The 13998-nt window shown below is 36.6% G+C and carries 16 protein-coding genes; 5 read left to right on the plus strand and 11 right to left on the minus strand.

From position 1 onward, the window contains the following. Window positions 1-26 precede the first annotated feature (26 nt). The gene (locus FW768_RS04250) at window positions 27-869 is read left to right on the plus strand and encodes an isoaspartyl peptidase/L-asparaginase (protein WP_153392824.1); all 843 of its coding nucleotides are present in this window, start codon (window positions 27-29) and stop codon (window positions 867-869) included. A 103-nt stretch (window positions 870-972) separates the two neighbouring features. Continuing rightward, on the plus strand, window positions 973-1209 hold the full coding sequence (locus FW768_RS04255; RefSeq protein ID WP_153392827.1) for a YtxH domain-containing protein: 237 nt from the start codon (window positions 973-975) through the stop codon (window positions 1207-1209). Window positions 1210-1406: 197 nt separating this feature from the next. Here FW768_RS04255 and FW768_RS04260 read toward each other — a convergent pair whose 3' ends face one another. From FW768_RS04260 to FW768_RS04290, 7 genes are all read right to left on the minus strand, one after another. Beyond that, complete coding sequence (locus FW768_RS04260; protein WP_153392829.1) at window positions 1407-2198, minus strand: class I SAM-dependent methyltransferase; 792 nt, start codon at window positions 2196-2198, stop codon at window positions 1407-1409. Between the two features lie 16 nt (window positions 2199-2214). Further along, complete coding sequence (locus FW768_RS04265) at window positions 2215-2709, minus strand: hypothetical protein (RefSeq protein WP_153392832.1); 495 nt, start codon at window positions 2707-2709, stop codon at window positions 2215-2217. Further along, a complete protein-coding gene (locus tag FW768_RS04270) occupies window positions 2706-3233 on the minus strand; it encodes a PH domain-containing protein (protein ID WP_153392835.1) in 528 nt (175 codons plus the stop codon). Before FW768_RS04270 ends, FW768_RS04265 begins: the two co-directional genes overlap by 4 nt. A gap of 96 nt (window positions 3234-3329) precedes the next feature. Beyond that, window positions 3330-4424: a leucine-rich repeat domain-containing protein gene (locus FW768_RS04275; protein ID WP_153392838.1), complete on the minus strand. Its 1095-nt coding sequence runs from the start codon at window positions 4422-4424 to the stop codon at window positions 3330-3332. Between the two features lie 32 nt (window positions 4425-4456). Then, window positions 4457-5101 carry a GNAT family N-acetyltransferase gene (locus FW768_RS04280; RefSeq protein ID WP_153392841.1) on the minus strand — a complete coding sequence of 215 codons (645 nt, stop codon included), beginning with the start codon at window positions 5099-5101 and terminating at the stop codon, window positions 4457-4459. 17 nt (window positions 5102-5118) lie between these two features. Continuing rightward, window positions 5119-5955 (minus strand): SHOCT domain-containing protein, encoded by an 837-nt coding sequence (locus FW768_RS04285; protein ID WP_153392844.1) that lies wholly within the window; start codon window positions 5953-5955, stop codon window positions 5119-5121. Between the two features lie 13 nt (window positions 5956-5968). Continuing rightward, on the minus strand, window positions 5969-6841 hold the full coding sequence (locus FW768_RS04290) for a PH domain-containing protein (RefSeq protein ID WP_153399784.1): 873 nt from the start codon (window positions 6839-6841) through the stop codon (window positions 5969-5971). Between the two features lie 225 nt (window positions 6842-7066). Between FW768_RS04290 and FW768_RS04295 the strand changes: the two genes are divergently transcribed. Next, a complete protein-coding gene (locus FW768_RS04295; protein ID WP_153392847.1) occupies window positions 7067-8032 on the plus strand; it encodes a dimethylarginine dimethylaminohydrolase family protein in 966 nt (321 codons plus the stop codon). A gap of 286 nt (window positions 8033-8318) precedes the next feature. Here FW768_RS04295 and FW768_RS04300 read toward each other — a convergent pair whose 3' ends face one another. From FW768_RS04300 to FW768_RS04315, 4 genes are all read right to left on the minus strand, one after another. Further along, window positions 8319-9653 carry a leucine-rich repeat domain-containing protein gene (locus FW768_RS04300; RefSeq protein ID WP_153392850.1) on the minus strand — a complete coding sequence of 445 codons (1335 nt, stop codon included), beginning with the start codon at window positions 9651-9653 and terminating at the stop codon, window positions 8319-8321. Window positions 9654-9662: 9 nt separating this feature from the next. After that, a complete protein-coding gene (hisS, locus tag FW768_RS04305) occupies window positions 9663-11033 on the minus strand; it encodes a histidine--tRNA ligase (RefSeq protein ID WP_153392853.1) in 1371 nt (456 codons plus the stop codon). Between the two features lie 122 nt (window positions 11034-11155). Then, window positions 11156-11608 (minus strand): HRDC domain-containing protein, encoded by a 453-nt coding sequence (locus FW768_RS04310; RefSeq protein ID WP_153392856.1) that lies wholly within the window; start codon window positions 11606-11608, stop codon window positions 11156-11158. Window positions 11609-11624: 16 nt separating this feature from the next. After that, window positions 11625-11957: a single-stranded DNA-binding protein gene (locus FW768_RS04315; RefSeq protein WP_153392859.1), complete on the minus strand. Its 333-nt coding sequence runs from the start codon at window positions 11955-11957 to the stop codon at window positions 11625-11627. A gap of 536 nt (window positions 11958-12493) precedes the next feature. On the opposite strand from FW768_RS04315, the gene FW768_RS04320 reads away from it, so the two are divergent. After that, a complete protein-coding gene (locus FW768_RS04320) occupies window positions 12494-13399 on the plus strand; it encodes an arginase family protein (RefSeq protein ID WP_153392862.1) in 906 nt (301 codons plus the stop codon). Beyond that, window positions 13400-13993: an HPP family protein gene (locus FW768_RS04325; RefSeq protein ID WP_153392864.1), complete on the plus strand. Its 594-nt coding sequence runs from the start codon at window positions 13400-13402 to the stop codon at window positions 13991-13993. Window positions 13994-13998: the final 5 nt, after the last annotated feature.

Consider the following 13998-nt stretch of genomic DNA (forward strand, 5'->3'; position numbering starts at 1 on the left):
AAAAAAAAATAAAACTAAACTTTAGTATGAAGCTTATTATTCACGGCGGTTTTTTCTCTGAAAGCGATCAGAGCCACGAAGTAAAAACAGCAAAGCAGAATTCTTTACAATCTATTGCTCAAAAAGCTTTTGAATATCTTCAGGATCATTCTGCTTTTGACACAGCCGCCTACGCGGTTTCTCTACTGGAAGATGATCCGTTATATAACGCAGGTATTGGTTCCCAAATCCAGAGTGATGGCGTCATCCGTATGAGTGCGGCTATCATGAATGGTGAAACCCAGAAATTAAGCGGCGTCATCAATATTCAGGATGTAAAGAATCCTATATTTGTTGCAAAGGAACTGATAAGAGAAGACGACAGGGTTTTAGGTGGAAACGGAGCTAAAATTTATGCTTCAGAACATGGTTTTGAGAATTTTTCAACGGAAATCCCTCAGCGCAGAAAAGAATATGAAGCAAAGTTAGGATCAGCAGGAAAAGGAACTGTTGGCTGCGTTGTGCTTGATAAAGAGGGAAAACTTGCAGTAGCGACTTCCACAGGAGGAAAAGGTTTTGAAATTCCGGGAAGAATTTCTGATTCTGCCACTGTGGCAGGAAATTATGCCAACACCTTCTGTGCCGTAAGCTGCACAGGGGTTGGAGAAGATATTGTCAGTAATGCCACTGCTGCTAAAATCGTCACAAGAGTTACTGACGGGATGAGCCTTGAAAATGCCTTTCACAAGACTTTTGAAGAGCTGAAAACTATTGACGGATTTGCAGGCGCTATCGGCATTGACAAGGATGGAAATTTATATCATCAGGATTCTTACCCTACCATGGTTTTCGCCAGTTTTGATGGAGAAAAATTTGAAGTCTTTCAATAATTTTAACATTATTTTATAATTTCATTTAATTTTTTGGCACGTATTTTACATGATTACTAATAACAAATTTTAATAGTTTAACAACCTTAAAAAAATAGAAATCATGGGAAATAAAACAAAAGGCTTATTGGCTTTACTAGGAATTGGTGCTTTAGCATATTGGAAATACAAGAACTCTACTCCTGAAGAACAACAGGCTGTAAAGGACAAAATTAATAATGCTAAAGACAATCTTAACAAATGGGGAAATGATCTTAAGAATAAAGCAAATGATGTAGCCTCACAAGTTCAGAGCAAAGTAGATGAAGCTAAAACAAAGGCCGAAGATTCTTTAAGCTAAAAGCAAATTAGTTTTTTTAACATTCATATATAGAAAAAGTCACTGTAATATCTTACGGTGACTTTTTTTGCTCGTGATATTTTCGAACTATTTGGAGAAACCTTATAGGTTTAATAATACGTATGCTTTAAAAACCTATAAGGTTTGAGTGGTATTTAAGAAAGGTATTGCTCCGGAAATTAATATTTCAACAGCTATTATTTTTTCTCGGCTGCTAATGCATACACGATCGGTATTTTGTTTCCGAACTGGGGAATTCTCCACTTTCCTTTTTCAAACTCATCTACGTGTCTGAAGCTTGGATACGGAGACCAATCGAATTCCCGGAAGGTTTTCAGTTCAATACCGCTTTGAAGTAAACTCTGCAGAACTTCTGCCAGTGAATGATTCCACATCACATATTCCTGCACAATATCCGCAGACTGGTCTGCATAAGTTCCTTCATAGGTTTCTACGATAGGCTTTTCATTAAAATAGTTATAAGTTACTTTGGTAAAATCATCATCAAACATCCACACTACCGGATGAAATTCTGCCATGATGAATTTGCCGCCCGGCTTCAGGAAATGATTGATTACTCCTGCCCATTTATCCAGGTCCGGAAGCCAGCCTATTGTTCCGTAGCTGGTGTAAACAATATCAAATTTCTGATCAAGGACATTGGGAAGGTCATAAACATCGGAGCAGATAAATGCTGTATCAGTATTGCATTTCTGCGCCAGATCTTTTGCTGTTTCAATGGCTTTATCCGAAAGGTCAATTCCCGTAACTTTTGCTCCCATTCTGGAAAGCGAAATGGAATCCTGTCCAAAATGGCACTGCAAATGCAGGATTGTTTTGCCTTCCACATCTCCAAGAAGATCCAGTTCTATGGAGTTTAATGAAGTTCTTCCTTCTAAGAACTCATCTACAAAGTAAAAATCCGATTTCAGATGCGGTTCTACTTTGGCATTCCATGATTCTTTGTTAATTTCTAAATAATTTTCCATGATAGTTTGTTGTTCATTACAGATTCCTTGGAATTAACGGAAGTCCATCTAAAAGAGCCATATCCGAATCGTATTTTACTTTATGGCAGTCTGATTTTTCAGGATCTTCATTCACTTTTTTAATACACCTGTTACGATGTAAATAGTAAACAGCACTATAGTCTGCATTCGGACTCCCGGAATCTGTATTATTTTTAATACTTATTTTCGCTTTAATAAGCTTTTGGTTTTTATAATAGAACTGATTATTATACGTATAATCAATTCCTGTTTTCTTCACTATCTTTATATATTCCGGATGTTCAGGATCAAAGGCCACACTTACAGTTGAAATTATTCTATCAACTCCCCCGCTGCTGATTCCGGAAACAATAGTATCTTTTTTTAATCCGGCACCGGTATCAAGTAGCTGGGATTGATAATCGATTTCTTTTATATAAGCTTCCCTATTCTTCTGACTTGTACAGGAAACAATAAAGCATAGCATTAAAAGTAAATGCAATGGCTTCATATCTGGTTAAGAAGCATTTTCTTCTGTTCCATAAACCCTTCCTCAGTTATCATACCGCTTTCCTTTAATCTTTCCAGTTGTTCCAGCAATTCAAGAAGCATAGGTTCATATGCAGGAACCTTCGGTCTGGCCATGAAGTCTCTTACTTTTTCACAGAATAATTCTGCTTCGTATTTTCCTACGCCATCAATTTCAACGATGTCATCAGCAACATGAATATCTATTGAAGCTAGCATCAATGAGGTTTCATATTGTATGGAACTTATTTTATCGTAGGAAAAATCCTGCACTTTTAACCCGTACATAAATTCTTTATCTACGAAAATCAGCCTCCGGTCCGTTGCTGCTAAGATGATATGATGGTTTGTTATTTTATTCCGTCCTTCAACAAGGTAAACAATTTTTTCATCTGCTGAAAGAATGCTTGGAAGCGCACGGATCTCTTTTCTGGCAAAAAAGGTAGGATTGATATCCAGCTTTTCCAGCTCGTCTTTTATTTCGTCTAATCTTGATTTGTTATCCATGGTTTTATTTTACAGCTAAAATACTATTTCTCTGCAAGAAATGATTTGTTGTTATAAAAAATTGCAACGAAAGCTATCTTTCTTTTACATACTTATTTAGAATCCTCTTTTAGCGGGACTATTCAGATGTATTTTAGTGTTGGGCAGCTTTTTTCTTAAATTTTCAGCTTCCGTAGAAGAAATTTTGTTTCCCCAAAAAAACAATGCTTTCAGATGAGAAAGTTTCTCAATTCCCGGTGGAAGACTTTCGATCTGGCAGTCCGAAAGGTCTATCACTTCAAGGTTTGAAGCATTATAGAGGCCTACAAGTGCTGATGGCGCAATCTTAGATTTTGAAGCAAAGAAATATTTCAGATTTTTCATCTTTTCCATACCGCCAGGAATATTCTGAATCGTATTATTATTGTAGTTTATTTTCACCAGACTCTCAATACCATACAATGCAGAAGGAAATTCCTTAAAGCTGTTGTGATCTAAGGTTATTTCTACAAGATTTTTAAGTTTAGACAGGCTCTCAGGAAGGGTTTTCAGCTGATTTTTGGATACATCCAGTCTTTTCAGACTCTGTAAATCTCCTATTTCATCCGGCAGAATCTGAAGAAGGCTCTGGCTTACTGAAAGGGTTTCCAGCTTTTTTAAATTCCTGATGCTTTTGGGAATCACCAAAGGCTTGAAAATAAAATTTTTCCCATCTACAATCACTTTATCTTTTGTTCTGCAGGCCAGGTTTAGCGTTTTCAGATTCTTCATATCTCCCAGATTAGAAGGATATTCTTCCAGAAAAGGACAGAAAAAGCCAAGGCTTTCCAGATTCTTAACCTTGATGATCTGCTGTGGAAATTCTTTGATAAATATGGAATGAATGGTAATTTCACGCAGCTTATTCAGCCTGGAAAAGGAATTCGGAAACCTGGTAACTCCTGTGCTTCCGCTCATACTGAATACCTCAAGGTTTTCCAGACGGTCTATGTCTTTTGGAATTTCCGTAAATTCTCTTTCGCTGATAATACTCAGAACCCTCATCTTCTTCCAGTCAAGAATATGTTTGGGAAACTCTTTTAACTCATCTAACGATACCACTTCACTTTCTTTTGTGAGATCCTGCGGCTTAAAGCTGTAAGTTTCTGAATATTGAGCCCTGCACATTAAACCAGCACAGATAAAAATTGTGGATATTATTTTTCTGTTCATTGTTTTAAATCTATAAAATTATTCAAGAATCATCAGGTTCCGGGAATAACAACAGACGTATACGGACTGTATAGTTTCCATCCTAATGATTCATACAAAGTTTTTCCCTGAGCTGTTGCAACTAAAAAGCTGTTTGAAATCCCATTCAACAAAACTATTTTCTCAAGCTCATGCATCAGGAAGGAGGCAAGCCCTTTTCTGCGATGTTCTTCTTCTGTTGCAATTCTGTCATAAATTGCCAGATCATCCACCAGTACAAGATGGCCGGAGCAGGCCAGGGTTCCGTTTTCAGCGAAAATCTTCAGTGTACTGCTGGCATTATACTTCTCCAGCGTCATGTTGTATTCTTCAGGTATTTTTTTTTCGTTGGATATCATTTCTCCTGTGCAGTACATCATATAACCGGGTGGCTGTATTTGCCATTTTCGAGATATACTTTCTTTCACCTCATCGGCAGAAGCTGCTACTTTAAGATACACCCAAGAGTCATTTATTTCTTTTGAAAGCTGAATAAAGTCTTCTGTAATTTCCGGAAAAACATATCTTGCTTTCTGCTTTTCCTCACCCACTTCTATTTTAAAACCGGATTTATATTTTTCCGGAAGCGGTAATTTTCTGGATAGCGACCATGCTTTCAGCCATTTTTCTATGATCCCCCGGGATACTGTTCCGTCCATTGTTTTATTGTTGCTGTTTAGCCAAGAAGCTTTTTCTTCTGCTCTGCAAATTCTTCTTCGGTTAGAATGCCGCTTTCCCTCAATTTCCCTAGTTTTTCAAGCTGGTCATAAAGGGTTTCAGAAGGAGTCACTTTTTCTTCTATCTTTGGCTGCTCCGGTTGTTCCAGCTGCTTCGGTTGGTTATAGATCTTTTTAACGAAATTATAAAACCGTTCGGCATCTTCCCTGTCGCGGAAACATTCAAACCGGATTTCCCCGTCTTCTGTGTGCAGGGTTATAAACGGAGTAACACGATTCGGCACAAAGCTTATTTCTCTGATGGTTTCATTAGGATATCCGGCTACTTTTACAGCATCAAACATTGATTTTGATACAGACAGCATCCTTGTTGGGGTCACGAGCAGAATTCCGGCATCTACCGTATTGATGAACTGGGCATCCGTGGCCGCAAGGATCAATTCGTCTTCAGCAAGAATCCGGGGTAGAGCTTTAATTTCCCCCCTGGTAAACATCGAAAGATTGGCTCCTACTTTATCGAGCTGGTATTTAATCTCTTTAAGCCTTCTTTTATAAACATCATTGGAAATAAAACTCTGTGGATCCCGTACCGCAGATACAGGAAAGTCTGTATTTTCTTCAATGGCTTGGTCTGATTCTTCTTTTCTATTTTCAGCAAGACCTTTTACATCTTCAATGCTGAATTTTTTAAGATCGTCCAACAGTTCCTGGTTAATACTGCTTACTTTTTCTAAGCATGCGTTGCAGAGAACGCTCCCGTCCGAGAGTTTATTTTCTCCCAGAAGAGTGTCCATAGAAGTCAGTTCAGCGTTGCATAGTGCACAGTTACTACTCATTTTTTTCTTGTTTTTACAGTTTGGCAAGCAGCTTTTTCTTCTGCTCTGCAAATTCTTGTTCAGTTAATATCCCAGTTTCTCTGAGCTTTCCCAGTTTTTCCAGCTGGTCAAAGATAATTTCAGGAGCCTCTTTTTTAACAGGTTCCTGTTGAGGCTGTGGTTTTTCCACAATTTTTTCAGAATGACTTCCGGGACGTATAAGATAAGGTTCTACACTTTCATAAAATTTCTTTGCAGCACTTCTACTGTATAGTGTGAATTCCGCGATAAATCCAGAAGTAAAAATTTTTAAACCGGAAGACATCAGATTGGTATCATGCTGCATGAAGGTAATTTTTGTAAACGGAAATTTATTTTTAAATATCTCTCCAAAAATACTCTTATCTATAAACATAATTTTTTTCTGGGTTGCCAGCAAAATTCCTTTAAGGTTATTATATTCATAAGTACCTTCAACAATAGCAACCACTTTTTCATCTTCATCAAGAATATTAGCTAGTTCATTCACTTCACTATCAGTAAGGGCTGTGAGCACTGGGTTCAATGCAGCAATCTCGTCTTTGATATCATCAAGCCTTGTAGGCTCTTCCGGGCTAAAATCAAACTGCACAGACTGTGATATGGGTGCTACAAGGGGAATTTCCTTTTTCAATTCAGTCGTTTTCAGTTCATTATATTTTTCCTCTTCAATATTGCTATTCTGAAATATCTCTTTTATTTGTATTACATTATAATTGATGAGGTCATATACCAGATCTTTATTGATATTGGTCACTTTATTCAGGCATTTATTGCAGAGAATACCTCCGTCTGAAAGTTTATTTTCACCTAAAAGCGTATCCATAGAGGTAAGAAGAGTTCCACATAAAGCGCATTCAGTATTCATTTTGTTTTTTTATATTTATAGTATCATCTGTAAAAAATAGAATATTTATTTTACATTCTTCAATTGAGTTTTAAAATAAATTACCATTTTCCAATCAGATAGATCATCAAATTTCGTCTAAAAATAAGTAATTTTTATAATTTTCCAGACCGTTATTACTTCAGACATTGACATTCATTAAATTTTAAATACTTTTGTTATCATACTCCCCCAAAACTTCCTGTTATGATCTTTGTTGAAAATGAATTTTCGCCTTTGAAGAAAGTAGTTCTTGCCCAATCTGAATTTGGTTTCCCAAAAGAGCCTAGACCAGAAGACCTGCGTTTTCTGAGTAAAGAAGCGGTAAAAGAAAACTTTGAAAATAAAGGAAAGGATTATTCTGAGGTTTTTCCTGAACTTCAGAAACAATGGGAAGGCGAAAGGGAAAATCTGAAAAAAACACTGGAAGAGTATGGTGTCGAAGTTCTCCGTCCCCGTAAATTGTCTTCTGTAGAAAAAGAAGCTGTGGGAACTGCCGGATATTCTAACTTTTTTGTGAGAGATCCCTTTTTTACAGTGGGGAATTTTATCATTGAATCATCGCTTCGCTTTTTACATCGAAGAAGTGAAATTTTTCCGGTACGGGATCTTTTTCTTCAGGAAATATACCCTGAGGAATGCATTTATGTGGCAGTACCTCAGCCTGAAATTGCTGATGCGGAAGATTCTACATTGGGGAAAGGTCCGTTTCTGGAAGGAGGAGATGTTCTTGTCTTAGGCAAACAGGTCTTTGTAGGAAATTCAGGGCTTGCTTCAAATGAGCTTGGAGTTCAATGGTTAAGAAAACTTTTAAAACCACAGGGATATACTGTTGAACAGGTAAAACTTCATCCTGATATTCTGCATCTGGATTGTGCCCTTGGCCTTGTAAGAGAAGAATTGATGATTATATGTGAAGATACATTTTTAGATGGAATTCCAGCTGCTCTGAAAGAGTGGAAAAAAATACATGTAACTTTAGATGAAGCCATGAATCTGGCCACCAACGGACTTTCTGTATCTCCGAAAGTTTATATTACAGACCCTTCCTTCAAACATATTGGGAATCAGATTGAGCAGGAAAATATCAGGGTAGAATATATTGATTTCTCAATCAGCAGAAGTTTTGGAGGATCCTTCCGATGCAGTACGCAGCCTCTTTTAAGGCATTAAGAAATAAACTTTTGAATGTTTGCAATTTTTCAAGAAGCTTTTTCTTTTGAAATGGAAATCTTCTTCAGTAAGAATTCCATTCTCTCTTAATTTTCCAAGTTTTTCCAGAAGTTCAAAAACAGATGAACGGCTGTTCCTTCGTAGTCCGTCAACAATATGACCGATCTCTTCATCTTCCATCAGAAGATCAGGAAGCTCATCAATTTCCTATTCTGCCCGGGATAATAATTCCGGGTTGATATATTGGTTCTGATATTCTAAATTTTACACCAATCAACAATTTTATCTAAATGCGGATATCGGTATCTGGTAACGCTTTTCTCAATGCTTCAATATCTGTTTTGGGAATTTTATTTCCCCACAGATAAAGACTCTTCAGATTTCTGAGTTTTTCAATGCCTTTTGGAATTCTATCAATCTGACATTCCGAAAGGTTTAGTGATTCAAGATTCTCCAATTCATAGATCTCTTTCATATTATCCTGAGATATTTTATTTTTATCCAGACCTAATTTTTTCAGGTTTTTAAGCTGCTGAATCCCAGAAGGAAGACCTTCAAGCTGAATGCCACCCATTTCCAATATTTCCAGACCAGAGAGGGCGTACAATTCTTTAACGGATTCGGAATAAAGCGGGTTAGCTCCAATATTCAGAGACTTCAACTGCTTCATATTTACTGCTCCGGAAGGAATTTTACTGACTCCACATTCGTATACATTCAGTTCTTCGAGATTGGGAATTAAATACAGTTTTTTAAAGTCGGAGGATATCTTATTTCCCGCCAGACCTAATGTCTTCAGAGACTTTAGATTTCCTGTTGCAAAAGGAATTTTTTTAATCAGACAAAAATTAAGATTAAGATCCTCAAGATTTTCCAGTCCGGAGATTGCTTTTGGAAGTTCGGTAAACTGATTCTGTTGAAGATTCAGCTTTCTCAGATTCTTCAGAAGGCCAAAACGTTCAGGTAAGTCAATTAAACTGTTGTACCCCAGATCCAGATCTCGTAACGAAATCAGACCTCCTATTTCGTCAGGAAGGTTTTTCATCTGATTACTGACGGCAATAAATTGTTCCAGCTTTTTCAGATTTCCTATACTTTTGGGCAATATCAGTTCAGGAAGATGGGCAAAATCAGTATCTATCGATCTGAAATAGGACAGATCCAGTATTTTAAGATTTTCCAGATTCCCTAGATTTTCCGGCCATTTTCCCAGCTTTTTATCTCCATATTTAAGCTCCTGAAGGTTTTTAAGCTTTAAAACAGGTTGTGGAAACTCACTTCCTCTAAGGCTGATGTTTATTTTTTTTATATTTTGAAGATCTGCAAAACTTTCAGGAAAGGTGATATTTCCCCCAGAATTGATCAATTCAAAATCCTCAAGGTTTTTAAGGCTCTTTATTTCTCCGGGAATTTCCCTGAAACTTTCATGAGCCCTTATCTTTAAGATTTTAAGATCTTTGTTTAAAATTTCTTTAGGAAAGTCTTTGATATTATTTAAAGATATACTCTTTTTTTCTGCATTATAAGCATAAGGATCCGAAGGTCCTAGAGGAAGGGAAATCTGGGCACTGACGATAATCGCCAATGCCAGCCAGCCCAAACAAAGTACTCTCTTTATCATGAAATTGTATTACAGATTTAAAAATTCTTCTACAGAAACTGTTTTCTGTTCTCCCGCTTCAAGATTTTTAAAAGTTACTGTATTGTTTCTGATTTCTTCTTCACCCAGGAAAACAAGATTTTTAATTCCTTTCTTTTCAGCGTAAGTAAATTGTTTATTAAGCTTTGCATTTTCAGGATAGAGTTCTGCTGAAATTCCTTTTCTTCTCAACTGCATAATCAGTTTTAGTGCTTCTGTTGTTTCCTCGCCTCCAAAATTGGCGAACAGGTATTCTATTGAGGAAGATGCTTCTTCAGGGAAAAGATTAAGCTCTTCCATTACCAGATAAATTCTGTCCAGCCCGAAAGAAATTCCGATTCCCGGAATGTTTTTAACACCGAAAACTTCTGTAAGGTTATCATATCTACCGCCACCGCCGATAGATCCCATCGCAGCTTCATCAGCTTTTACTTCAAAAATAGCCCCAGTATAATAATCTAATCCTCTGGCAAGGGTAATATTGAATACAAGATTTTGCATATCAACTCCAAGATTCAGAGATTGGGTAAGAACAAACTCCAGTTCTTCCACTCCTTTTAGCCCTATTTCGTTTCCTGCAAATTTTTCTTTCAGCTGAAGAAGGTTTTCCAGCGCATCATCAGACTGCTCAAATAAGAAATCCAGTTTGTCTATAGATTCCTGGGAAATTTCTCTTTCCAGCAATTCTTTAACAACTCCGTCTCTTCCGATTTTATCCAGCTTATCTAAAGCTACAGTAAAATCGATCAGTTTATCTGTAATCCCCGCATATTCAGCTAATCCGGAAAGAATTTTCCGGTTGTTCATGTGAATTGTCACGGAAACACCCAAATCTGCGAATGATTTTAAATACAGTTGAACCAGTTCTACTTCCTGAAGTAAACTTTCACTTCCTACAACATCTGCATCGCATTGATAAAATTCTCTAAATCGTCCTTTCTGTGGTCGGTCTGCTCTCCATACCGGCTGGATCTGAGAACGTTTGAATGGAAATGTCAGTTTCCCATGATTCATCGCTACAAATCTTGCAAAAGGTACAGTAAGATCATAACGAAGAGCTTTGTCCGTTAAATTTTCCGAACTAAAAGGTTGTTCTAATGCTCTTTGAAAATCATGAAGCATCTGAGTTTTTTTATCTTCCTTGGCTTCATTAATGCTCGAATTTAAAATTTTAAAGATAAGACGGTCTCCTTCTTCACCATATTTCCCTGTCAATGTAGAAAGATTTTCAAAACTTGGAGTTTCTAATGGCTGAAATCCAAATAACTCAAAGTTATTCTGTAAAATATTGATAATATATTTTCTTCTGGAAACTTCCTGTGACGTAAAATCTCTCGTTCCTTTTGCTAAACCTGGTTTCATTTCTTGTATATCATTTTGATAGACGCAAAAGTACGGAATTGAAAGGAATTTATATAGTATAAAAAGCCGAAGAAGTAATCTTCTCCAGCTTTTGTTGTTAGGGGATCATTAATTCTGAAAAATCAGACGCTTTCAAGAATCTCCAGGATTTCTTCGCCATAATTTTCGATCTTATGTTTCCCGAAGCCTTTGATATCAAGCAGTTCTTCTTTTTTTGCAGGCTTATACTTCGCAACCGATACCAGTTCTTTATTACTCGCAATAAAATAAGTGGGTAGGTTCTGTTCTCTTGCTTTTTCTGATCTCCAGAGTTTCAGGGCAGTCAGAATCTTCTCTTCATCAGAGCTTAAAATCTCATTATCAGCAGAGTATTTTACCACTTTGGATTCTCTTACTATATTTTTCAATGGTTTTATCTCTTCAAAATACAGTATTACAGACCAATAACATTCGTCATTTACAAAAGCCGTTTCTACTTTTATAATTTCATTCACATCCAGGAAATCGTCAAGCATTTTTTGATCTTTGTACAAAAATTCTTCCGGAAGCCTGATTTTAAAAACTTTTACTTTCATTACTGTACTTTTAGAATTATTTGCCTCCCAGAAGCAGAATCTCATCTACTCTGATTTCTGTTATATATCGCTTAACACCGTCTTTGTCATCGTATGATCGATACGTCAGTTTTCCTTCAATAGCTATTTCTTTTCCTTTGGAAACATATTTCTGGAGTATTTCCGCTGTTTTCCCAAAAGCAATCAGATTGTGCCATTGTGTTTCTTCTACTTTTTCTCCTTTTGCGTTGGTGTAATGATCATTGGTAGCCAAAGATACGTTTGCTTTTAGAGTTCCGTTGTCGAAGTTTACTATTTCTACTTCTTTTCCTGTGTAACCAATTAATGTTACTTTGTTTCTTAGTGACATAACTTTATAATTTTTAAGATTAATAATTCAGATCAGAGACGTTCACTGCTTTCTCAAATCTCTGTTGCAAAGATTGCCACTTCCCCAAAACACAGTCGGTTATAAACTATTTAAATTCATTTGTAGTCGTTTGTAAACGGATAATAAAACAGAGAAAAAGAATTTAAGAATCTGTCAAACCCCATTATTAATCATAGTTTCAGAGTACTATCCTCTTGACCTGAATAGTTCTTTCACATGAATCTAATTTTTTACATTTTCTCAAGAATTTCTTTGTCCGAAAAAAAATAAATAAAAATCTTCAGTCTTAAAAAAACAAAATGTAAAATAGTAAGTTTTATTCCTGAAGAAAATTGTGTGGTTATTAAAAGTTTCTAGTCTTTAATAATTGGTAAATTATTCATTGTTTATAGGAATAAAATGAATTTAGTATCTCATTTTAAAATCCTTCTTTTAAATTATTCTTAAGGAGGCATTCATACTCAATCTACCCGTTTGCAAACGGATAATTCCGTATCTTTGATGAAATTTCTTTTATGAAAAGAAGCATCACTATTTTTGAGTTCCCTCTCAATCTGGGACTTAAGAAAAAAGAGCACGAGACAGAACCTGGTGTAAAAAAACTCCCGGACTGGCTCAGAAAGTTTGGTTTTCATAAAAGAATTGATCCCCAGCATATTTTCAGACTGGAAGCTCCTGAATATTCCATGAATATGGATGAAGAATCAGGGGTACGAAATGCAGGCAAGATCATTGAATATGCACGGAAACAATCCGAATTTATTCTGAAAAACCATCATCCAGAAAATTTCAATATTATGTTGGGTGGTGATTGCAGCGTTCTAATCGGAAACGCCCTCGCACTAAAGAAGCTGGGGAATTTCGGACTTTTTTATCTTGACGGCCACACGGATTTTATTCCGCCAACGCTTTCTGAAACGGGAGCCGCTGCCGGAATGGATCTGGCTATAGTTACAGGATACGGTCATAACAAATTGACGGATATTGACGGCTTTAAACCTTATTTTCAAGAGGAAAATATTTTCTGTGTCGGAAATGCAGAAACCAATGATGATGAATATACGGCCGAAATCATCCGTTCAAATATTCATTATTTTGACCTTGAACATCTCAGAAAAAACGGCTTCAAAAAAACTGCGGAAGATTTTCTTACCATGATCAAATATAAAAGTCTTGACGGGTTTTTCATTCATTTTGATGTAGATATTCTGAAAGATAAACTTATGCCCGCGGTAGACAGCCGGATGGAAGACGGAATTGATTACAACAACCTTCAGGAAATGCTGAATCCTTTGATCCGGTCACCAAAGTGTTTTGGAATCCAGATTACCATTCTTGATCCAGACTATGATCCGGAGGGAATTTATACCCAGCCGTTTATTAACAACTTAATTCAAATTATAAAAAATAAAGAAGAGTAAATGAAGAAGACGATAAAAAGAACTTTCAGGGTCTCAAAATATGTGATTTATAAGGAAACGCTGGTTGATTACAAGGAGCATTTCTGGTCATTTCTGGGTGCATTTTTTGGAATCGGAATCATTGCTTTTATTCAATCCCATTCTTTAACGGAGACTGAAAATATATTTCTGATCGGTTCTTTTGGCGCCTCGAGTGTTTTGATTTACGGAGCCATCCAAAGTCCTCTGGCACAGCCCAGAAACCTGATTGGAGGACATGTTTTTTCAGCTATTGTGGGGGTTACTGTTTACAAGATTGTCCCTGATATTATCTGGCTTTCCGCTCCATTGGCAGTGGCTTTTTCTATTGTTCTGATGCAGTACACAAAAACTCTTCACCCTCCTGGCGGAGCAACGGCTCTGATCGCAGTAAGTTCTACGGGAAAAATCCCTGAATTGGGGTATTGGTACGTTATCTCCCCTGTTTTATCGGGGTGTATTATCCTGCTGATTGTGGCTTTATTTTTCAATAATATAACGCCTAACCGAAGCTACCCTTCTCACAGCAGTTTTAAAAGACTGTTAAAGAAAAGACATGGCCACCACTTAAAATAAACTAA

Source organism: Chryseobacterium vaccae (assembly GCF_009602705.1).
Classification (GTDB): domain Bacteria; phylum Bacteroidota; class Bacteroidia; order Flavobacteriales; family Weeksellaceae; genus Chryseobacterium; species Chryseobacterium vaccae.